Source organism: Belnapia sp. F-4-1 (assembly GCF_000802185.1).
GTDB lineage: Bacteria > Pseudomonadota > Alphaproteobacteria > Acetobacterales > Acetobacteraceae > Belnapia.
Map to the genome: position 1 here is coordinate 4,146,542 of NZ_KN676113.1, position 20,816 is coordinate 4,167,357.

Sequence of the window (20,816 nt, forward strand, 5' to 3'; positions counted from 1 at the left end):
ATGCACCGCCTCGTCACCGCGGCCCTCGCCGCGCTCATCGCCATGTCCGCGCCCGCGCTGGCGCAGACTCGCTGGGTCATGGCCACCGCCTATCCGGACGCCAATTTCCACACCCAGACCGTCCGCGCCTTCCTCGCCGATATCGAGGCCGCGGCGCCCGGCAAGCTCGCCGTCCAGCTCCACAGCAATGCCTCGCTGATGCCGCTGACGCAGATCAAGCGCGGCGTGCAGACCGGCCAGATCCAGCTCGGCGAATTCCTCCTCGGCGCCTATGGCAACGAGGACCCGATCTACGAGGTCGACTTCATCCCCTTCCTCGCCAGCAATTGGACCGAGGGGAGGGCGCTCGGCCAGGCGATCGAGCCCGCCATCCGCGCCCGGCTGGAGCGCCAGGGTCTCACCGCCCTCTACATGGTCCCCTGGCCAAGCCAGGCCCTCTACAGCCGCACCGAGTTGCGCAGCGTGGAGGACCTCCGCGGCAGCCGCTTCCGCGCCCAGACGCCGATCATCGCCCGCATGGCGGAGCTACTCGGCGCGACGCCGGTGCTGGTCCAGGCGGCCGACATCCCGCAGGCCTTCGCCACCGGCATCGTCAACGCCATGGTGACGAGCGCGCAGACCGGCGTCGACAGCGCCGCCTGGGACTATTCGAAATACTTCTACAACATCGGCTTCACCCTGACCCGCAACGTGGTCGTGGCGAATACCCGCGCCCTCCGCTCGCTCGACGCGGCGACCCAGGCCGCCATCGCCGCCGCCGCCGAGCGCGCCGCAGCCCGCGGCCTGGAAGCCTCCCAGGCCTCCGAGCGCGAGATGACGGCCCGCCTCCAGGCCCATGGCATGCAGGCCCCGGCGCCGAGCGAGACCCTCATGTCCGGCCTCCGCGCCATCGGCGCGAAGCAGGAGGAAGAATGGCTCGCCAAGGCCGGTCCCGACGGGCGGGCGATGCTGGAGCGCTACCGCGCCCTGCTGCGTCCGTAGCGGCTCAGGCGGTGTTGTCGTCGGGCAGCGCCGCCACATGGTCGTGGATGGCGCCGGCGGTGGTGATCCACACCTCGCCCCGCCGCGCCGCGATCGCCGCCAGCGCCCCCCGCAGCGCCCGGAGCCGGTAGGGCTGGCCGATGATGTAGGGGTGCAGCGCAATCCCCATCACCTGCGCGATGCCGTCGCGCGCCACCTGCTCCTGCCGCTCCTCGAAATCCGCCAGCACCATCGCGGCGAACTGCTCCGCGCCGTCCTTCCGAGCCACCACGGAGGGGATGTCGTTCACCTCCTGCGGGTAGGGGATGGCAAGCAGCCGCCCGGACCGCGTCCGCATCCAGACCGGCTGGTCGTCCATGCACCAGTTCAGCGTGTAGCGGTAGCCAGCCTCGGCCAGCAGGTCCGGCGTCACCCGGCTCTCGGCGATCCAGGGCGAGAGCCAGCCGCGCGGCGCGACCCCCTCCTGCGCCAGGATCGCCGCCGTGCTCTCCGCGATCAGCGCCCGCTCCTGCCCCTCGTCCAGGACGGATTGCCGCTCGCTATTGGTGCGGCCATGCCCGGCGATCTCATCGCCCCGCGCCCGGTGCGCGGCAACGAGCTGCGGCGCGTGGTCATACATCGCGCTGTTGAGCAGCACCGTCGCCGGCAGGCCGAGCGCATCGAGCAGCTCGATCAGCCGCCAGGCGCCGACCCGGTTGCCGTAATCCCGCCAGGCATGATTCAGCACATCCGGCTGCGGCCCGCCGGGCGCCAGCTCCGCCCCCAGCCCCTCGCCGAAGGCGAAATGCTCGAGATTGATCCCGAGATAGACCGCGAGCTTCGCCCCGCCCGGCCAGGCCTGGCGCGGCCGTCCGGGCCAGGGGACGTAGTCGAAGCGGCCATGGCTCGGCAACAAGGCAGGGGCTCCCGCAACGGATGGACATCATCTGCCCGGCGTCTTGCAGTGGTTCAAGGTGACGAAGCCCCAACCGGCCCTTAATATGCGGCATGACTTCCTCCTCGGCGGGCCGGCAGGACGCAGCGCGCGCCCTACTGCGTCGCGAATCCCGGGCCCTGCGCGGCCGTGTCCTGCTGCCCGTCCTGCTGGGCGTGGCTGCTACCGCCTGCGCCCTCGGCACCACTTGGCTGACGGCGCGGCTGCTGGCCGTCCTGCTCGGCAGCCCCGGCGCGGGCTGGCCGGAACTCGCCGCCGCCGCGGCGCTGGCGCTGCTCGGCGCCGCCCTCGGCCTCGCCCAGGAACGCGCCCAGCTTGCCGCCGGCGAGGCCGCCCGCACCCGGCTTCGCGACATGACCTTCGCCCGGCTCCTGGCTGCAGGCCCCGCCGCCCCGCGTGGCGTCGGCGAGGCGGCCTCCCTCGCCGTCGACCGGGTGGAAGCACTGGATGGCTATTTCGGCCGCTGGCTGCCGGCCGCGATGCTGGCCCTGCTCTCGCCGCTGATGGTCATCGCTGCCGCCAGCACCGCCGACCCGCGCAGTGGGTTGCTGCTGGCCATCGCCGGGCTGCTCTACCCGGTGGCGATGGCGGTGACGGGCATCGGCGCCGCCCAGGCCAGCCGCCGCCAGTTCGAATCCCTGGAGCGCCTTTCCGGCCGCTTCCTAGACCGCATGCGCGGCCTGCCGACCCTCGTCCTTTTCAACCGCCAGGAGGCCGAGGCCGAGGCGCTCGGCACGGCCGCGAACGAGCTTCGGCAGCGGACCATGAAGGTGCTGCGCGTCGCCTTCCTCTCCGGCACCGCGCTGGAATTGCTTTCCGCCCTGGCGCTCGCCTGCATTGCCTGGCGCCACGGCGCGCTGGAGGGCGGCAACCCCGCCGCCGGCCTGTTCTGCCTGCTGCTGGTGCCCGCCTTCTTCGCCCCGCTCCGCAGCTTCGCCGCCGCCTATCACGAGCGCCTCTCGGCCGCCGGCGCCGCCGCCGCTCTCGCCCCCCTGCTGCTGGCCGAGGAGGAGGGCGGCCTGCTGCTGGAGGAGATGCCGCCCCGCGTCGTCGTCACCTTCACCGATGTCCGCCTGACCTACGATCCGGCCCGCCCGGCCGCCCTCGACGGTCTCTCCTTCCGGGTCAATGCCGGCGAGACGCTGGTGCTCGCCGGGCCGTCCGGGGCCGGCAAGTCCTCCGTTCTCCGCCTGCTGATGGGCTTCAACCGGCCTGAGGCCGGCCGCATCGCCATCAACGGGCAGGATGCGCTGGCGCTGAAGCCGGCCGAGCTGCGCCGCCTCTCCTCCTATGTCGGGCAGAAGCCGCACCTTTTCCGCGCCTCGATCCGCGACAACATCCGCTTTGCCCGCCCCGACGCCTCGCCCGAACAGGTCGAGACCGCCGCCGCCGCCGCCCGCGTGCTCGACTTCGCGGCCGCGCTGCCGCAGGGGCTCGACACGCTGGTGGGCGAGGGGGGATGGGGCCTCTCCGGCGGCCAGGCTCAGCGCGTGGCGCTGGCCCGCGCCTTCCTGCGCGACACGCCCCTCGTCCTGCTCGACGAGCCGACGGCCCATCTCGACCCGGGCACGGAGACCGAGGTGATCGAGAGCCTGCAACGCCTCTGCATGGGCCGCACCGCCATCATCGCCAGCCATTCCGCCGCCGCCCGCGCCCGGCTCGGTCGGGTGCTGGAGATCGCCGGCGGCCGGGCCGCGGGCAGCGCGCGGCTGGCCCAGGGGTAATCATGACCGCCGACCTTCTCCGCATCCTCGGCCTTTGGCGTGGGCGCCGCGGCTGGCTGGCCGCCGGCCTGGGCGTCACCATTCTCTCCGCCCTCATCGGCGCCGCGCTGCTGGCGCTCGCCGGCCAGGCCGTCGCCGATGCCCTGGGTGGCGCGGCCGTCGCCGCGGCCGTCGCCTTCTTTCTCCTGAAGCCGCTGATCGGCCTCCGCCCCGCCGCCCGCTGGGCCGAGCGCATGGTGACGCATGCCGCCACCTTCCGCGCGCTCGCCGATACCCGCGTCTGGTTCTTCCGCCGCCTCGCCGAGCGGCTGCCCGCCGGCATCGGCCTGCGCCGCTCCGGCGACCTGCTCGGGCGGCTGGTGGCGGATGTGGAGGCGCTGGACGGGCTCTACCTGAAGGTCATGGTCCCGGTCGCCGCCGCCCTCGCCCTGGTGCTGGTGGTGGTAGCGCTGCTGGCCGGGCATCCGCTGCTCGCCGCAGCCGTCGCCCTGCCGCTGGCGCTTGCCCTCGTCCTCCCATTCCTGCTCGCCCCGGGCGCCGCCCGCGCCGCGGCCGAGGCGGCCGGGGCGCAGGGCCGGCTGCGCGCCGCCGCGGTCGATCCGATGATCGGCATCGAGGACACGCTGGCCGCCAATGCCGAGGGGCGGGCTGGCGCGGCGCTGGCGGAAGAGGCGCGGGAGCTCGGCCGGGCGCAGCGCCGCCTTGCCGGGCGCGCCGCCCTAGCCGGGGCCGCCGGCACGGTGCTGAGCCAGGCCGCGCTGCTCGCCGCCCTCGCCTGGGGGCTGGGCGGCGGGGCGCCGGGGATGACGGTTCTGGCGCTGTTCCTCGTGCTGGCGACGGCCGAGACGGTCGGCATCCTGCCACGGGCCGGGACGGCGCTGGCCGCCGCCGCCGCCGGCGCCCGCCGGCTACTAGAGGCAGCCGACGCGCCGCCACCCCTGGCCGAGCCACCGCAACCCGCCGACCTGCCCGCTGGCCATGCGATCCGGGTCGAAGGCCTCCGCTTCGCCTGGGAGCCCGACCGCCCGCCGGTCTTCGACGGCCTCGATCTCGATCTGCCGGAAGGCACCCGCCTCGCCCTGCTCGGGCCGAGCGGCATCGGCAAGTCGACGCTTGCCGCCCTGCTGCTGAAGCTCGCCGCGCCGCAGGGCGGGCGCATCACTCTGGGCGGCACCGACCTCGCCGATCTCGCCTCCGAGGATGTCCGCCGCCGCATCGCCTGCCTCAGCCAGGATGCCCGGCTGTTCGACGACAGCATCGCGGCCAATCTCCGCATCGCCGCCCCGTTCGCGCCCGAGGCCGCCCTGTGGCGGGCGCTCGACCGCGCCGGGATCGGCACCCTGGTCCGCGCCCTGCCGGAGGGGCTCGAGACCCGCTGCGGCGAGGGCGGCGCCCGCTTCTCCGGCGGCCAGGCGCGGCGCTTGGCGCTGGCGCGCGTGCTGCTTTCCGCTGCTCCGGTGCTGATCCTCGACGAGCCGACCGCGGGCCTCGATGCCGAGACCGAGCGGGCCTTCCTCGAAACCCTGGAGGAGGTGACGGCCGGCCGCACCGTCATCCTCATCGCCCATCGCCTGACCGGGGCGGAACGGCCGACCCGCATCATCCGCCTCGCCGGCGGCCGGGCCTTGCCTGCGGCCGGCTAGGGCATGGGCCACGACCGCTGGATCGTGGCCCATGCTCTAGCTGTTTGTTTATCGCATGACTCGCCCCTTTGGCCGTTCCAGCCTTTGGCGTTCATGCTTTAGGGGCCAGATCGCAGCCATGTCCGTCCTAGCCCCGACCGCCCCGCCACCGCTCGACCCCGCTAAATTCCGAGACCCATGGGTCACGGCCAAGGGCGAGACCCGCGCCACGGTCGCCCTCGGCGGCCTCCGCAGCCTTTGGGTCAACACTGGCACGCTCTGCAACATCGCCTGCAGCAACTGCTACATCGAGAGCAGCCCACGGAACGACTCGCTGGTCTACATCACCGCGGCCGAGCTCCGCCCCTTCCTCGACGAGATCGCCCGCGACGGGCTGCCGGTGGAGGAGATCGGCTTCACCGGCGGCGAGCCCTTCCTCAACCGCGACCTGCCGGCCATGCTGGAGGACGTGCTCACCCGCGGTCATCGCGCCCTAGTGCTGACCAACGCGATGAAGCCGATGCGCAACCAAGCCGCGGCCTTGCTCTCGCTGCGGGACCGGTATGGCGAGGCGCTGACCCTCCGCGTCAGCCTCGACCATTACGGGGCGGTGCTGCACGACCTGGAGCGGCAGGAAGGCAGCTTCGCCATCGCCCTCGATGGGCTGACATGGCTGGTGCGCGAGGGCTTCCGCGTCCATGTCGCTGGACGGGCGGCCTTCGGCGGGGAGGGCGAGGCCGCGATGCGCGACGGTTTCGCTGGCCTTTTCGCCGAGCACGGCATCCCGATCGATGCTGTGGATCCGGTGGCGCTGATGCTCTTCCCGGAGATGGATGCGGCGGCCGACGTGCCAGAGATCACCACCGCCTGCTGGGGCATCCTCGGCAAGTCGCCGGACAGCATGATGTGCGCCTCCTCCCGGATGCTGGTGAAGCGTCGCGGCGCCGCGGCGCCTGCGGTGCTCGCCTGCACTCTGCTGCCCCATGACCCGCAATTCGAGCTGGGCGGGACGCTTGCCGAGGCTGCCCGCCCGGTGGCGCTGAACCACCCGCATTGCGCCAGGTTCTGCGTCCTTGGCGGTGCCGCCTGCTCGCGCTGACGCGGGCCGCCTTGCCCTCCGGAATGTGATGGCCGTCGCCGCTCTCGCTCATGCGAGAAGCCGGGCGATCAGGGTTGCGCGATTCGCCGTATCCACGCTCTTTGGTTGCGTTACGCGCTGGTCAATTACATCGCTTCCGGAGTGATCCTATGCGTCGCCTGTTTCTCGCTGCCCTGCCGATGCTTGCCCTGGCCGCCTGCCAGGCGCCCAGCCAGACCCCGGCTTCGCGCAGCGTCGTCTTCTTTACTGCCGACAGCGCGGCGCTCGACGAGAATGCGGCGAGCCTCGTCTCCGAGGTGGCCGACCGCGCCAAGGCCAACCCCGCCGCGCCGATCCGCATCCGCGGCTTCGCCGCCCCCGAGGGCAGCCCCGGCTTCAACCGCTCGCTTTCCGAGGCCCGCGCCCGGAATGTCGCCGATGTGCTGGTCGCCGCCGGCATCGACCGCAGCCGCATCCGCATCGAGCCGCGCGGCCCGGTTTCCTACGAGATGATCCCGACCGAGAGCCGCCGCGTGGAAATTCTCCTCGGCAGCTAATCAGCAACAATTGCTGACGCCGGCCCCGGCGCATGCCATGTAGGTGGCATGCCCGATGTCATGGAGTCCCCGACCCATCCGGGGGCTGTTGCCGACCCGGCCGAGTTGCTGCATCGGGTCTTCGGCCATCCCGGTTTCCGCGGCCGCCAGGAGGAGATCGTCCACCATGTGATGGCGGGCGGCTCCGGCCTCGTGCTGATGCCGACGGGCGGCGGCAAGTCGCTCTGCTTCCAGGTGCCCGCGCTCTGCCGCGAGGGGCTCGGCGTCGTCGTCTCGCCGCTGATCGCCCTCATGGAGGACCAGGTCGCGGCCCTCCGCCAGCAGGGCGTCGCCGCCGCCGCGCTGCATTCCGACCTGCCCGAGGACGAGGCGCGCGAGGTGAAGCGCGACCTCGCCCGCAGCGCCGTCAAGCTGCTCTACATCTCGCCCGAACGCCTGACGCTCGAGGGCACGCTCGACTTCCTCGCCCGCCGGCCGCTCGCCCTCTTCGCCATCGACGAGGCGCACTGCGTCAGCCAGTGGGGCCATCACTTCCGCCCGGAATACCGCGGCCTCGGCCTGCTCGCCACGCGCTTCCCCGACGTGCCGCGCCTCGCGCTGACCGCAACCGCCGACCCCCGCACCGTCGAGGACATCCGCGCCCAGCTCGGCCTCGCCGACAGCCCGGTCTTCCGCGGCGGCTTCGACCGGCCGAACATCTTCATCACCGCCGAGCCGCGGGAAAGCGAGCGGGCGCAGCTCCGCGCCTTCATCAAGGTGGCCGGCGACGGCTCCGGCGCCGGCATCGTCTATTGCGGCAGCCGCGCCAAGACCGAGCAGACGACCGAATGGCTGCGCGCCGACGGGCATGACGCGCTCTGCTTCCATGCCGGGATGGAAGGCGAGGCGAAGCGCCAGGCGCATCGCCGCTTCGCCCGCGGCGATGCCGTCATCATGGCTGCGACCATCGCCTTCGGCATGGGCATCGACCGTCCGGATGTCCGCTGGGTCGCGCATCTCGACCTGCCGCGCTCGCCGGAGAGCTGGTACCAGGAGATCGGCCGTGCCGGGCGCGACGGCCTGCCCGCCCGCGCCCTGCTGCTCTACGGCGCCGGCGACATCGCGCTCGCCCGCCACCGCATCGTGGGCAGCCCAGCGACGCCCGAGCAGAAGCGCATCGAGCGCGCCCGGCTGGAAGCGATGGTCTCCATCGCCGAGGCCGCCACCTGCCGGCGCCGCATCCTGCTGCGCTGCTTCGGCGAGCAGGGCCCCGAGCAATGCGGCACCTGCGACATCTGCCGCAACCCGCCGCGCCTTTTCGACGGCACCATTCCGGCGCAGAAGCTGCTGAGCGCAGTGGTCCGCACCCGGCTGCCCTCGGGCGGGCATTTCGGCCTCGGCCATGTGGTCGACGTACTGCGCGGCAAGCTGACGCCGAAAGTCGCGCAGTTCTCGCACGACCAGCTGAAGACCTTCGGCATCGGCGCCGATCTCTCCGATCTCGCCTGGCGGGGCGTCGCGCGGCAGCTCGTCGCCCGTGGCGCGCTCGACGTGGCGGTGGAGAACCATGGCGAGCTCGTCCCGACCGAGACGGCGCGGCCGATCCTGAAGGGCGAGGAGCGGGTGATGCTGCGCCTCGACGCCCTGACCGCCCCGAGCCCGCGCGAGCGCGGCCGCAGCGTCGAGCCCGCCATGGCTGGCGATGCGCTGTTCGACGCGCTACGCGCCTGGCGCAAGCGCGAGGCGTCCGAGCAGGGCGTGCCCGCCTATGTCATCTTCCAGAACGACACCCTGGCCGCCATCGCCGAGCGCCGCCCGCAGGATGCCGAGGAGCTGGCGATGATCCCGGGTGTCGGCCGCAGCAAGCTCGAGCGCTATGCGGATGCCGTGCTGCGCGTCGTCAGGGACATCGGCTGAAGGCGTTACCTGGTCGCGTGATTCACACCTTCGGCCGTTCCGGCCTTCGGCGATCACGCTCTACTTCCGCCGCCGGAACACCGCCATCAGCACGGCCGCCACCGCGGCCCCGCCGAGGAAATGCCCGGTCTCGGCCCGCTTCTGCGCCTTTCTGTCCCGCCCGCGCTGATGCGGCGCCTCGGCCAGCGCCGCCTGGCCCGCCGGGCTCCCCTGCAAGCCGGCCCAGGCCCGGGTGAACTCCGCCCCGAGCAGGAAGACCTGCGCCGAGTAGTAGACCCAGAGCAGCACCACCATCAGCGCCCCCGCGGCGCCGTAGCTGGTCGCCACATGGCTGCTGCCGACATACCAGCCGATCAGCGTCTTCCCGACGGTGAAGAGGAAGGCCGTCACCAGCGCCCCCACCACCACGTCGCGCCAGCCGATCTCGCGGTCCGGCAGGATCTTGTAGATCGCCGCGAAAAGCACCGCGACCATGAGGAAGGAAATGACAAAATTCGCCGCGCCTAGCAGCAGCAGCATCTCCGGCAGCTGGTCGCGGAACCAGGTCATCAGCGCCGAGAGCACCGCGCTGACGATCAGCGACGTCAGCAGCAGGAAGCCCGTCGCCGCCACCAGCCCGAGGCTGGCGAGCTTGGCCCGCATCAGCCGCGTCACCGTGCCGCCCTCGCGTGGCGTCGCCCGCCAGATCGCGTTCAGCGCCGACTGCAGCTCGCCGAAGACGCCGCTCGCCGTCAGCAGCAAGGTGACGACGCCGATGACCGTGGCAATGGTGCCCTTGGTGAGGTCCCCCGCGCCGCGGACCATGCCCTCCACCGTTTCCGCCCCGGTCCGGCCGAGCAGGCCGCGCAGCTGCTCGGCGATGGCGCCGCGCACCGCCTCTTCGCCGAAGAAGATGCCGGCGATGGCCGTGGCGATGACCAGCAGCGGCGCGATGGAGAAGACGGTGTAGTAGGCGATGGCCGCGCCGCGGCTCAGCGCCTCGTCCTCGATATAGCCGTAGACCGTCTCGCGCAGCAGCACCCAGACCCGGTTCAGCATCCACCCGTCTCCCGTCGCCGGACGAACATCCGGAGGCGGAAAGGGTTTCGCCAGGCTTAGGCCGGGGCAGCGACCAGCTGCCCGTCCCGGACCCGGAGCGCCCGCTGGTGGTACTGCGCGACGGCCGGGCGATGGGCGATGGAGACCAGCGAGGTGCCAGGCAGCCGCTCCTTCAGCAGCTCGTAGAAGCGGGATTCCGCCTCCGGGTCGAGGCTCGCCGTCGCCTCGTCGAGGAAGAGCCAGCGCGGCTTCAGCAGCAGGGCGCGGGCGAGCGCCACCCTCTGCTGCTCGCCGCCCGAGAGCAGCCTGTCCCAGGCCTCGACCTCGTCGAGCCGTCCGGTCAGGTGACCGAGGCCGGCAGCCTCCAGCGCCTCGCGCACCTCGGCATCGCCGAACTCCGCCGCATCGCGCGGATAGCAGACCGCCCGCCGCAGCGTCCCGAGCGGCAGGTAGGCCCGCTGCGGCAGGAAGAGCCGCCCCTCCGCTGGTGCATGCACCCGCCCATGGCCGAAGGGCCAGAGCCCGGCGAGCGCCCGGAACAGCGTCGACTTGCCGCTGCCCGACCGGCCGGCGATCAGCACCGCCTCGCCCGGCGCGATCCGGGCGGAGGCATTCTCGATCAGCACCCGCCCATCCGGCAGGCCGATCGTCACATCGTCCAGCACCAGCTCGTCGCCGCCATCCGGCACGGCCTCGATGCCGCTGCCGGCCGCCGCCCGCGCTGCCTCGATCGCGCCGATGAAGCCGCGGATGCGGAGCACCGTCGCCCGCCACTCCGTCAGCGACGAGTAATTATCGACGAACCAGGACAGCGCCCCCTGGACCTCGGAGAAGGCGCCCGAGGTTTGGGTCAGCCCGCCGAGCGGGATGCGCCCGGCGAAATAGGCCGGCGCCGCGACGATGAAGGGGAAGATGATCGCCACCTGCGCATAGCCGCTGGTGAAGAAGGTGAGCCGCTTGGTGGCGACCATGATCGACCACCAGTTGCCGATCACCGCGCCGAAGCGGTCGCGCAGCCCCCGCTTCTCATCCGCTTCGCCGCCGTAGAGGGCGATGCCCTCGGCATTGTCGCGCAGCCGCACCAGGGCGTAGCGGAAATCCGCCTCGACCCGCTCCTGCTGGAAGTTCAGCGCGATCAGCCGCCGCCCGACGAGATGGGCGAGGCCGGTCCCCACCACCGCATAAGCCAGCGCCACCCAAACCATGTAGCCGGGGATGGTGATGCCGAAGACGGTCGCCGGCCCCGACAGCCCCCATAGCACCAGGACGAAGCTGAACAGCGTCACCACCGACCGCATCAGCCCAAGTCCGAGGGCAAGGGTGGTGTCGACGAATTGCCGCAGATCCTCGGCGATGCGCTGGTCCGGATTGTCGGTGCCCGAGTCGGTCAGCGCCACGCGGTAATAGGCGCGGTCGGCAAGCCAGCGGTCCAGCACCTCCCGCGTCAGCCAGGAACGCCAGCGGATCTGCAGAGCCTGACGGAGATAGAGCGCATAGACCGCGATCAGGATGTAGAGGACGGCGACGAAGACGAAGCCGGGCATCGGCCCGCTCTCGGTCTGCCGCCACCAGAAGAGCAACGCCCAGAAGGCCTCGGCATTCTTCTCCTGCAGGCTGTTGAAGAATTCCCGGTTCCAGTAGCTGAGCAGCACGCTCATCCCGACCAGGGACAGGTTCAGGACGATGACGACGCCGAGCAGCAGCCGGGCCCGCCAGCGCTCCTCGCTCCGCCAGTAAGGGCCGGCCACGGTCCAGGCATCGGAAAGGAAATGACCGAGGCGGCGCATGGCAGGCACTCCGGGAAAGCAGGAGAGGGAAGGGGATCAGCGCCGGCGCAGCGCAGCGTCGAGGGCGGCGAGCCACTGCTCCACCCGGCGGCGGTTCACGCCGAGATCGGACCAGCCGAACAGGCTGCGCGAGTAAAGGAACAGCCCGGCCCCGGCCGGGCCTGCGACCAGCTCGGCGGCGATGATGTCCGGGTAGTTCATCAGCGCCGAGCGCTCGACCCATTGCGCCTGGCGCCGCTCGGGCCAGTCGCGGATCAGAGTCGTGCGGGGGAAGCCCCCGCCGAGACGCTGCAGCACCGGCCAGGCCGTCGCTGCATCGACCGGCAGGGGCGGCACCGTGATGTGCGCCTGCGGGTGCCCGCCCGGCGGCGCGGCGAGGCAGGTATTGGGCGAGGGCGGCAGGGCCAGCCGGGCAAAATCCACCGGCTCGGCCGGCGACAATCCGCCCGCGCCGCGGCCGAACAGCGCCCCGACCGGCGCACTCATGTGCCGGACCGCCGGCGAAGGCGGATGACGCCGCGGACCTCCTCGGGCGGCACCGGCTTCCCCTTGCGGAGAATCTCGACCTCTCCCTCCCGGCTGAGCGCGATCGCCGCCTGGCGGACGGGGCCCATCAGCGGGCGCCATTCCTCGTCACCGGCGAGGGCGCGCGCCACCTCGCTCGGGCAGATGGATTTCTCGGTGCCGCGCTCGGCGGTCTGGCGGAGGATCTCGGCCGTGATGACGGCCTGGTCGGGGGTGGGGCTCATGCTGGCCGGCACCATAGGCCCCACGCCGGCGCTGTCAGCCTGGTTTTGCGTCGCCGTTCCATCACTCAACCGCACATGGCGGCGGCCAGTGCCCGCCCGCTGTCGAAGGCCGCCTCCGCCCGGCCGGCGAGGCACCAGTCACCGGCGAGGCCGAGCCGCGCCTCCGGCAGCCAGAGGCAGGGCTCGCCGAGCGGCTGTTCCACCAGGGAATAGCGCCAGCGATGCGCCTGGAGATGGAGCGGCACGGGGGCCGGGGGCAGGGCGGCGAGCAGGGCAGGGCCGATGGAGGCCGCCTCTGCCTCGAGATGAGCGCGGGACCAGTGCGGTCCGGCGTGGATCACCCAGCATTCGGTCGCGGCGTCGCGGCCCGGCTTGCCGCTGTCCCGCGCCAGCCAGCCGATGGGCCCGGCCTCGGGGCGAAGCGTTTCCGGCCAGTCAGGCCGGGTGCCGAAGGCGGCGAGCACGGTCCAGCAGGGGGCGATGCCGACTTCCGCAATCCGCGCCCGCAGGCCCGGCGCCGGTCGCGCCACCAGCGGCGCCGCCTGGGCCGGCGGCAGGGTGATGGCGACCGCGTCGAAGGGCCCGTCCTCGCTTGGTGCCACCTCGGGCAGCGCCTTGCCCGGACGCACCAGCGCCGCTTCCAGGTGCCGCACCGTCCAGGCACCAGGCCCGCCGCCCAGGGCCACCACATGGCGGCCCGGGCGCAGGTCGAGCCCGGCCGCGAGCGCCCTCGGCAGGGCGGACATTCCCGGCACGCCGACGAAGCGCCCGGCCTCGCCCCAGCCCTGCGCCCCGGCCTCGGCCAGCAGCGCGGCGAAGCCGGGACCGCGCGCCGTCAGGTATTGCGCGCCATGGTCCCATTGCAGCCGGCGCCCGCCCGCCTCGGCCCGCCGCGTCGCCAGCCTTCCGCCGGCCGCGCGGCCCTTGTCGAAAAGGGTGACGGCGGCGCCCCGCGCGGTGAGTTCACGGGCGCAGGCGAGGCCGGCAAGGCCGGCACCGAGAATGGCGATCCGGAGCTGTGTCATGCACCACCTCGAATGGGCCCGTCCGCCGCATCCGCAAGAGCGGCGCGCGCCAGGGGAATCTCGATCCGGCAGGACAGGCCCGTGCGGCGCCAGGACAGCGTGACCGTTCCGCCAAGCTGGCCCCGAATCGTCGCATCGAGCAGGCGGGAGCCGAAGCCCCGCCGGCTCGGCGGACCGGCGATGAGCGGTCCGTCCGCCTCCTCCCAGTGCAGCCTCAGCGTCTCCCGCACCCGGTCCGTGCGCCAATGCAGCATGACCCGTCCCGTCGGGCAGGAGAGGGCCCCGTGCTTGGTCGAGTTGGTGGCCAGCTCATGCAGGGCCATGGCCAGTGGCTGCACCGCCTGGGGCAGGAGCCGCATCTCCGGCCCGTCGATGCCGATCCGCCGTTGATCGCCGAGGTTCGGCTGAAATACCCGCAGCTCGCCTTCCGCCAGGGCCCGGAGGCTGCCGCCGCTCCAGCAGTCGCCGACAAGCCTTGCATGGGCCCTGGCCAGTGCGGCGACGCGCGCCTCGACCGCAGCCGCATAGGCAGCGGCGTCGGCGCGCGGGGTGAGGCGGAGGGTCGCCTGCACCAGGGCCAGCGCGTTCATCGCCCGGTGCGACATTTCCCGCATGACAAGGGCCATGCGTTCGAGCGACCGGTGCCGCTCGGTGACATCCTCCACAACCAGCACTATCCGCGGCGGCGTCAGCGCCGCCGCGGTGATCGGGGCAATGCCGAGTTGCAGGGAGATCGTGCTGCCATCCGGGCGGTGGTGGCGAAGGCTGCGCGTCGCACTGCCATGCTGCCGCAGGTCCAGGCGGTAATCCCCGATTGCCTCGGCACCGAAGAGGGTGGCGATGTCCATGCCCCGGAGCAGGCCGGCCTCCGGCTGCCCGAGCAGGGTGCAGAGCCGTGCGTTGACCAGCAGCAACCTTCCGCTTTCGAGCTCGGCATGGGCGAGGCCGATGCTGGCTGCCTGGAAGCCGGCGCTCAATCCGAGCGCCTGCTGCCGTTGCGCCTCCACCGCCCTGGTGAGGCTGCGGGCGGCGCGGTCGATCTCGCTGAAGCCGGTGACGGTCGCCGCCGCCGCCGGCGGGGCTTCGCCGAGACTGCCCAGCCAGGCGATGCCGCGCACGATCCTCCTGGCCAGCAGGAGGACGAGCAGCAGCCCCGCCAGGGCGATCGAGACGCCGGCGAGGAGCGCCCAGCGCAGCGGATCGCGCAAGCTGCTGGCCAACAGCCTTTCCGGCGCGGCGATGGCGATGCGAAAGCCGGACTTCCCGCTGCGGACCAGGGCAATGGAGGACTCCACGCCGTCGATCCGGCGCGTCCGCACGACCTTGGGCTCCGACCCGCTCTCGATCGCCGCCTTGATTGCGGGAATCACGCCGGAGCCGACGAACTCCTCGTGCCGCTCGCTGCGGGCGACGACATGGCCGGTGCGGTCGATCACCGCTGCCACCCAGCCGGGGGGCAGTTCCTGCCTGCGGAGGGCAGCGGCGAGATCGGTGGCGGCCAGGGACAGGCTGAGGGCATAGCAGCGGCAGGGCTCGGCGCCGCTATCCGGCCTTTCGACCGGCACAGCGACGGCGACCTGGTACTCGCCGCCGGCCGGATCGCGGATCAGGTCGCCGATCTCGGTCCGGCCCGTGAGGAAGGCCTGCCGGGCCGCTGGCGGTGCCAGGACGTCCAGCGGCTCCGTCCCGGGCGGCGCGCCGGAGCGGAGCAGCAACCGGCCATCCGGCGTGACGAGGCTCACCATGCCCAGATTGGCCGCACGGGCGAAGGCGGCGAGCGGGGCGGCGAATCCTCCCGGCCCTCCCTTGCCGAGCGAATAGGATCCCATGGCGGCGAGGCCGTGCAGCGCCGCCTCGGCGGCATCGAAGCGGCCCTCGATGGTCTGCCCGAGGGCGCGCGCCGTCCCTATCATCTCGGCCTCGGCCCAGCCGAGCGCCCGCGTCTCCGCCCGGTGGACGATCAAGGCGGCGAGGCCGAGCAGGCCGAAGGCGACCGCGCAGTAGATCGCCATCATGCGGCGGCGCAGGCTCGAGGACCTCGGCGGCCCGATCTTCGTAATGAAGGACACTCGGTCTCCCCGCAGGACGCCGGCTCGGGTCGCGATCGCCACGCCCGGTGAATTCCACCGCCGGGGCGGCTGTCAGGGAGCCACGGCTCCGCAACAGAAAACATTACCGAGAGGTAAAATCAACCGTTTCGTCGAAAAATATGGTTCATTCGGTGCGATCTGTTCGCAATGACGACTTTTGTCTATTTTTTGGACGTTACGGCAGGAGTGACGTCAGGCGAAGCGCTCTGTCACCGGACCCGGCTCCGGCACGGCGGCGATCTCGCGGATGATCTTCCGCCGCACCGCCGCCTCGAAGGCCTGGAACCCCTCGGCGACGACCAGGGAGGCGCCGGGGCCACCAATCACCTCGTCGCGGTAGTAAGTGTCGAGCGGAGGCAGGGAGGAGGCGAGGGAGAGCGGCTGCGGCGTCCGGTCCAGCACCGCGAGGCCGTTCAGCACGATGCCTTGGGCGAGCGCCTCGGCCCGCGCATCGGCGACGGGCCGGCCGGAATTGTTGACGCCGTCGCCCGAGATGTCGACGACCTTGCGGGTACCCTCGAAGCCCTGGCCGAACTGCCGCACCGCATAATCCATGGCGCCCGAGATCGAGGTATAGAGCCATGTGCGCCGCGGCGCATTGCCGATGGCATCGGCGAAGCGGTTGGCCGAGCCAGAACCGTCGAGCAGCATCCAGGGAACGACCGTGTTCTGGATGTGCCAGTCGGACCAGGTGAACATCGTCACCGCAATGGCGCCGACCGGGCCGCCCATGATGCCCTCGATCAGGCGCGGGTCGCGGAAGGCGGCCTCGTAGCCGGAGAACTGCATCTCCTGTTCTTCCGGATCGACCGAGCGGCTGACATCGACCGCGAGGATCAATTCCACATCGACCGGCGTCGCAGCCCGGGCCCGGCCGGGCCGGAGAATGGCAGGCACTGCCAGGGCTGCGCCCAGCACTTCGCGTCTTCGCATACGACCCCCTTCTTGCCGTGGATGAGCGCTGCGCGCACCCGATCCGCGGCGTGAACAAGCGAGGCCGTGACCGCCTTCCTTCCCGAAACAAAATCATCATAGAACGGACTTATGCTGCGCTGCAACATCGTCGCGGAGGAGAAGAAGCGCATTTGCTGAGCGGAAGCCTGAACGGGCTGGTTCAGACCAGCGCCATCTCCAGCACCCGAATGCCATGCAGCGCCTGCCGACCGGCGAGGTCGCCGATCTGGTGGCGGCAGGAGGTGCCGTCGGCGACGATCAGTGCCCCCTCCGGGGCCTTCCGCACCGCCGGCAACAGGGAAAGCTCCGCCATCGCCTTGGAGACGGCGAGATTGGCCGCCTCATAGCCGAAGCTCCCGGCCATCCCGCAACAGGAGGATGTGATCGGCACCACCTTCAACTCGGGGATCATGGTCAGCATGGCGATGGCGGGGGCAAAGGCGGCGAAGGCCTTCTGGTGGCAGTGCCCGTGAACATGCGCCGCCGCGGCCACCGGCTTCAGCGCGAGCTTCGGTTTCTCGCGCGCCAGGAACTCGCCGACGAGGAAGGTGCGGGCGGCCAGCGCCTCGGCCTCCGGCCCAGGGAGGAGGGACAGGAACTCGTCCCGCAGCGTCAGCGTAGAGGAGGGCTCCAGGCCAATGACGGGGGAGGCGACGGCGGACAGCGCCGCGAGCGTCCGCCGCGCTTCCTCCCTGGCCTCATCGACCAGGCCGGCGGCGAGCAGGGTGCGGCCCTCATCGAGGGGCCGGGAGCCGCGCGCGGGCCGCGCGACCGTTGGGTGGTAGCCGGCGGCACGCAACACGCGGATGGCGGCGCGAAGGTTCTCCGGCTCGAAGTAACGGCTGAATACGTCGGGGAAGAGGATGACCTCGCCCGCGCGGCCATCGGGCGCCGGCAGTTCGGCATCATGGAAGGCGTCGCGGCGGAAGCGCGGCAGGCTGCGCCCGGCGGAGAAGCCGAGCAGCCGCTCGCCGAGGCGCGGCAGGCCGGGAATCCAGTTCCGCGCATTGGCCGCTTCGGGCAGCATGGCGGCGAAGGGCGCCCAGCGGGGCAGGGTGGCGATCAGCCGGTCGCGGGCGTTGATGCCGCGCTCGCGGGCGCGGGCGGCCATTGCCTCGATCTTCATCTTCGCCATGTCGACGCCGGTCGGGCATTCGCGCTTGCAGCCCTTGCAGGAGACGCAGAGGGAGAGCGCATGGTGCACCTCGTCCGAGGCGAGGCCGCCGGGAAGCTGGCCAGTCAGGGCGAGGCGGAGCGTATTGGCCCGGCCGCGCGTCAGGTGCTCCTCGTCACGCGTCGCGCGATAGCTGGGGCACATGACATTGGCGTCGGATTTTCGGCAGGTGCCGTTGTTGTTGCACATCTCGACCGCGCCAAGCAGGCCCCCTTGCGGCCCGGGCCAGGCCGACCAGTCGAGCGCCGGCTGCAGGCCGGGATCGGCGGCATAGCCGGGGCCGTAGCGGAAGAGAGTGCGGTCATCCATCCGCGGCGGGCGGACGACGCGGCCGGGGTTCAGCAGGCCTGCGGGGTCGAAGGCGTCCTTCACCTCCTCCAGGGCCGAGACGATGCGCGGGCCAAACATCGGCGCGTTGAACTCCGAACGCACGATGCCGTCGCCATGCTCGCCGCTGTGCGAGCCCTTGTATTCCCGGACGAGGGCAAAGCATTCCTCGGCGATGGCGCGCATCCGCTGCACATCCTCCGGGTCCTTCATGTTCAGCACCGGGCGGACATGCAGGCAGCCGACGCTGGCATGGGCGTACCAGGTGCCCTTGGTGCCGTAGCGCTCGAAGACCTGGTTCAGCCGCTCCGTGTAGTCGGCGAGGTCGGGCAGGGCGACGGCGCAATCCTCGATGAAGGAAACAGGCTTCCCGTCGCCCTTCATGCTCATCATGATGTTGAGCCCGGCTTCCCGCACCTCGGCGACGGCGGCCTGGAAGCCCGGGTCGATGCAGCGCACCACGCTGTCCGGATAGCCGAGATCGCCCATCATCTCTTCGAGCGCATCGAGACTGCGGGCGAGCGGCGCATCCTCCTGGCCGTGGAACTCGACGATGAGCAGGCTGTCGGGCTCGCCGCGCACGATCCTGTCGATGGTCGCGCGGAAGATCGGGATGGAGCGGCCGAGATCGATCATCGTCCGGTCGACCAGTTCCACCGCCTCCGGGTCCAGCGTGACCAGGTGCTGCGAGGCGGCCATGGCGGCGCGGAAGGTCGGGAACTGGCAGATGCCGAGCGCCTTGCGCGGCTTCACCGGCCAGAGCTTCAGGTCGAGCGCGGCGGAGAAGGCAAGCGTGCCCTCGCTGCCGACAAGGAGGCGCGCGAGGTTGCCGCGGCCCTCGGCGCGGGCGGCGGGCGTCAGGGATTCGATGTTGTAGCCCCCGACGCGGCGCAGCTGGTTGGGGAAGCGCGCGGCGATCTCCTCTGCCTCGCGGGCGCCGAGCGCGCGCAGCCGTTGGATGAGGTCGGCGATGCCAGCCGGAACGCCGGCACCGAGATTGTCCGGCAGCTCGCCGAAGCGGAAGCGGCTGCCATCGGCGAGTAGCGCGTCGATGGCGCGGACATTGTCGGCCATCAGCCCATAGCGGATCGACTTGCTGCCGCAGCTGTTGTTGCCGGCCATTCCGCCGATGGTGCAGCGCGCCCAGGTGGAAGGATCGACGGGGAAGAACTGCTTCGTCCCAGCCAGTGCCGTGTTGAGCGCACCGAGGCTGATCCCCGGCTCCACCCTCACCGTGTCGCCCTCGACGGCGAGGACGCGGTTCAGGTACTTGCTGCAGTCGATGACGAGGGCGCGGTTCACCGTCTGGCCGCACTGGCTGGTGCCGCCGCCCCGTGGCAGGACCGGGATGCCGGCCTCGCGGCAGATCGTGAGCGCCGCCTCCACATCCGCCATGCTGCGCGGCACCAGCACGCCGACCGGCTCGATCTGGTAGATGCTCGCATCCGTCGCGTAGCGGCCGCGGTCGGCCGCGCCCCAGAGCACCTCGCCCTGGGTCTCGCGGCGCAGGCGCTCGGCGAGGCGGCTGTCGCCGATGCGGTCCATGGGGATGGTGAAGGCGTTCATGCGCGGGTTCTAGTCCTGGCCGGGCTGCTTGTCTGATCTATAATGCTCATCAATCCGACAAGCCCTTCTCATTGGCGAGGGACATGGATCGGGCGCATAGGTGCCGCAAGATCGGAGACCGACAGATGGCCTATTACCAGCCTTCCCCCGTTGCGGGCCGGCATTTCCTGCAGATCCCGGGGCCGACCAACGTGCCGGACCGCGTGCTGCGCGCCATGGACCATCCGACCATGGACCACCGCGGGCCGGATTTCGGCCGCTTCGGTGCCCAGCTGCTGGAAAAGCTCCGCACCGTCTTCAAGACCGAGGGGCCGGTCGTCATCTACCCCGCTTCCGGCACGGGGGCCTGGGAGGCGGCGCTGGTCAACACCCTCTCGCCCGGCGACCGGGTGCTGATGTGCGAAACCGGCTGGTTCGCCACGCTCTGGCAGGAGATGGCGGAGCGCCTCCAGCTCCGGCCGGAATTCATCCCGACCGACTGGCGCCGCGGTGCCGATGTGCCGGCGATTGAGGCGGCGCTGCGCGAGGACAAGGCCCACGGCATCAGGGCCGTCTGTGTCGTCCACAACGAGACCAGCACCGGCTGCACCTCCCGCATCGAGGAGGTCCGCCGCGCCATCGACGCCGTCGGCCATCCCGCGCTGCTGCTGGTGGATACCATCTCCTCCCTCGGCTCGATCGATTACCGGCATGACGAATGGGGCGTCGATGTCACAGTCGCCGGCTCGCAGAAAGGGCTGATGCTGCCGCCGGGCCTGTCCTTCAACGCCGTCTCGGAAAAGGCGCTGAAGGCCACCGAGACCGCCCAGCTGCCCCGCAGCTTCTGGGACTGGCGCCCGATGCTGAAGGCGAACGAGACCGGCTACTTCCCCTACACGCCCGCGACCAACCTGCTCTACGGGCTCGATGCCGCGGTCGACATGCTGAACGAGGAGGGGCTCGACAATGTCTTCGCCCGGCATGACCGCTTCGCCGAGGCGACACGGCGCGCCGTGCGCCATTGGGGCCTTGAGATCCAGTGCGAGGAGCCGCGGCACTATTCCTCCTCCCTCACCGCCGTCCGCCTACCGGAGGGTCACAGCGCCAACGCGCTGCGGGCGGTGATCCTGGAACGGTTCAACATGTCCCTCGGCAATGGTCTCGGCCGGCTGAACGACCGGGTCTTCCGCATCGGCCACCTCGGCGATTTTGGGCCGCTTTCCCTCATCGGCACGCTCGGCGGGGTGGAGATGGGCCTGGGCGCGGCGGGCGTGCCGCACAAGCCGGGCGGGGTGCAGGCGGCAATGGCCTATCTGAACGGCAATGCCTGAGCGG

16 protein-coding genes are annotated in these 20,816 nt (G+C 71.6%); 7 read left to right on the forward strand and 9 right to left on the reverse strand.

Annotated features, from left to right (window positions below):
• The gene (locus LH62_RS19550) at nucleotides 1–981 is read left to right on the forward strand and encodes a TRAP transporter substrate-binding protein (protein WP_043363714.1); all 981 of its coding nucleotides are present in this window, start codon (nucleotides 1–3) and stop codon (nucleotides 979–981) included.
• Nucleotides 982–985: 4 nt separating this feature from the next.
• Here the strand turns inward: LH62_RS19550 and LH62_RS19555 are convergent, their stop codons facing one another.
• The gene (locus LH62_RS19555; RefSeq protein WP_043363715.1) at nucleotides 986–1,876 is read right to left on the reverse strand and encodes a polysaccharide deacetylase family protein; all 891 of its coding nucleotides are present in this window, start codon (nucleotides 1,874–1,876) and stop codon (nucleotides 986–988) included.
• A gap of 92 nt (nucleotides 1,877–1,968) precedes the next feature.
• On the opposite strand from LH62_RS19555, the gene cydD reads away from it, so the two are divergent.
• The 5 genes from cydD to recQ all read left to right on the forward strand — a co-directional run bounded on the left by cydD (nucleotide 1,969) and on the right by recQ (nucleotide 8,792).
• Complete coding sequence (gene cydD, locus LH62_RS19560; protein ID WP_043363717.1) at nucleotides 1,969–3,639, forward strand: thiol reductant ABC exporter subunit CydD; 1,671 nt, start codon at nucleotides 1,969–1,971, stop codon at nucleotides 3,637–3,639.
• 2 nt (nucleotides 3,640–3,641) lie between these two features.
• Nucleotides 3,642–5,282, forward strand: a complete 1,641-nt coding sequence (cydC, locus tag LH62_RS19565) for a thiol reductant ABC exporter subunit CydC (RefSeq protein ID WP_043363718.1) — start codon at nucleotides 3,642–3,644, stop codon at nucleotides 5,280–5,282.
• Between the two features lie 118 nt (nucleotides 5,283–5,400).
• Nucleotides 5,401–6,360: a radical SAM protein gene (locus LH62_RS19570; protein WP_043363720.1), complete on the forward strand. Its 960-nt coding sequence runs from the start codon at nucleotides 5,401–5,403 to the stop codon at nucleotides 6,358–6,360.
• A gap of 149 nt (nucleotides 6,361–6,509) precedes the next feature.
• Nucleotides 6,510–6,896, forward strand: coding sequence for an OmpA family protein (locus LH62_RS19575; RefSeq protein ID WP_043363721.1), 387 nt, complete (start codon nucleotides 6,510–6,512; stop codon nucleotides 6,894–6,896).
• Between the two features lie 60 nt (nucleotides 6,897–6,956).
• Nucleotides 6,957–8,792: a DNA helicase RecQ gene (gene recQ, locus LH62_RS19580; protein ID WP_043366209.1), complete on the forward strand. Its 1,836-nt coding sequence runs from the start codon at nucleotides 6,957–6,959 to the stop codon at nucleotides 8,790–8,792.
• 60 nt (nucleotides 8,793–8,852) lie between these two features.
• On the opposite strand, the gene LH62_RS19585 is transcribed toward recQ, so the two are convergent.
• From LH62_RS19585 to LH62_RS19620, 8 genes are all read right to left on the reverse strand, one after another.
• Entirely contained in the window at nucleotides 8,853–9,830 is a 978-nt protein-coding gene (locus LH62_RS19585; protein ID WP_082012672.1) for a YihY/virulence factor BrkB family protein, read from the reverse strand.
• Between the two features lie 56 nt (nucleotides 9,831–9,886).
• Nucleotides 9,887–11,617, reverse strand: coding sequence for an ABC transporter ATP-binding protein/permease (locus LH62_RS19590; protein WP_043363722.1), 1,731 nt, complete (start codon nucleotides 11,615–11,617; stop codon nucleotides 9,887–9,889).
• 36 nt (nucleotides 11,618–11,653) lie between these two features.
• On the reverse strand, nucleotides 11,654–12,103 hold the full coding sequence (locus LH62_RS28575) for a DUF1499 domain-containing protein (RefSeq protein ID WP_052214717.1): 450 nt from the start codon (nucleotides 12,101–12,103) through the stop codon (nucleotides 11,654–11,656).
• Nucleotides 12,100–12,366 (reverse strand): DUF3253 domain-containing protein, encoded by a 267-nt coding sequence (locus LH62_RS19600; RefSeq protein ID WP_043366213.1) that lies wholly within the window; start codon nucleotides 12,364–12,366, stop codon nucleotides 12,100–12,102. The genes LH62_RS28575 and LH62_RS19600 overlap by 4 nt, the downstream gene beginning before the upstream one ends.
• Nucleotides 12,367–12,431: 65 nt before the next feature.
• On the reverse strand, nucleotides 12,432–13,391 hold the full coding sequence (locus LH62_RS19605) for an NAD(P)/FAD-dependent oxidoreductase (RefSeq protein WP_043363723.1): 960 nt from the start codon (nucleotides 13,389–13,391) through the stop codon (nucleotides 12,432–12,434).
• Complete coding sequence (locus LH62_RS28580; RefSeq protein WP_052214718.1) at nucleotides 13,388–15,460, reverse strand: HWE histidine kinase domain-containing protein; 2,073 nt, start codon at nucleotides 15,458–15,460, stop codon at nucleotides 13,388–13,390. Before LH62_RS28580 ends, LH62_RS19605 begins: the two co-directional genes overlap by 4 nt.
• Nucleotides 15,461–15,673: 213 nt before the next feature.
• Nucleotides 15,674–16,414: a DUF1194 domain-containing protein gene (locus LH62_RS19615; protein ID WP_043363724.1), complete on the reverse strand. Its 741-nt coding sequence runs from the start codon at nucleotides 16,412–16,414 to the stop codon at nucleotides 15,674–15,676.
• A 181-nt stretch (nucleotides 16,415–16,595) separates the two neighbouring features.
• Nucleotides 16,596–19,502, reverse strand: coding sequence for an FAD-binding and (Fe-S)-binding domain-containing protein (locus tag LH62_RS19620; RefSeq protein WP_201445550.1), 2,907 nt, complete (start codon nucleotides 19,500–19,502; stop codon nucleotides 16,596–16,598).
• Nucleotides 19,503–19,627: 125 nt separating this feature from the next.
• Between LH62_RS19620 and LH62_RS19625 the strand changes: the two genes are divergently transcribed.
• The gene (locus LH62_RS19625) at nucleotides 19,628–20,812 is read left to right on the forward strand and encodes an alanine--glyoxylate aminotransferase family protein (protein WP_043363725.1); all 1,185 of its coding nucleotides are present in this window, start codon (nucleotides 19,628–19,630) and stop codon (nucleotides 20,810–20,812) included.
• The last annotated feature ends 4 nt before the right edge of the window (nucleotides 20,813–20,816 follow it).

Coding starts and splice junctions, on each gene's coding strand:
- cydC (WP_043363718.1), top strand. CDS start 3,642: ATGACCGCCGACCTTCTCCGCATCCTCGGCCTTTGGCGTGGGCGCCGC.
- LH62_RS19625 (WP_043363725.1), top strand. CDS start 19,628: ATGGCCTATTACCAGCCTTCCCCCGTTGCGGGCCGGCATTTCCTGCAG.
- LH62_RS19575 (WP_043363721.1), top strand. CDS start 6,510: ATGCGTCGCCTGTTTCTCGCTGCCCTGCCGATGCTTGCCCTGGCCGCC.
- LH62_RS19550 (WP_043363714.1), top strand. CDS start 1: ATGCACCGCCTCGTCACCGCGGCCCTCGCCGCGCTCATCGCCATGTCC.
- LH62_RS19570 (WP_043363720.1), top strand. CDS start 5,401: ATGTCCGTCCTAGCCCCGACCGCCCCGCCACCGCTCGACCCCGCTAAA.
- LH62_RS19620 (WP_201445550.1), bottom strand. CDS start 19,502: ATGAACGCCTTCACCATCCCCATGGACCGCATCGGCGACAGCCGCCTC.
- LH62_RS19590 (WP_043363722.1), bottom strand. CDS start 11,617: ATGCGCCGCCTCGGTCATTTCCTTTCCGATGCCTGGACCGTGGCCGGC.
- LH62_RS28575 (WP_052214717.1), bottom strand. CDS start 12,103: ATGAGTGCGCCGGTCGGGGCGCTGTTCGGCCGCGGCGCGGGCGGATTG.
- LH62_RS19600 (WP_043366213.1), bottom strand. CDS start 12,366: ATGAGCCCCACCCCCGACCAGGCCGTCATCACGGCCGAGATCCTCCGC.
- cydD (WP_043363717.1), top strand. CDS start 1,969: ATGACTTCCTCCTCGGCGGGCCGGCAGGACGCAGCGCGCGCCCTACTG.
- LH62_RS19605 (WP_043363723.1), bottom strand. CDS start 13,391: ATGACACAGCTCCGGATCGCCATTCTCGGTGCCGGCCTTGCCGGCCTC.
- LH62_RS19615 (WP_043363724.1), bottom strand. CDS start 16,414: ATGCGAAGACGCGAAGTGCTGGGCGCAGCCCTGGCAGTGCCTGCCATT.
- LH62_RS19585 (WP_082012672.1), bottom strand. CDS start 9,830: ATGCTGAACCGGGTCTGGGTGCTGCTGCGCGAGACGGTCTACGGCTAT.
- recQ (WP_043366209.1), top strand. CDS start 6,957: ATGGAGTCCCCGACCCATCCGGGGGCTGTTGCCGACCCGGCCGAGTTG.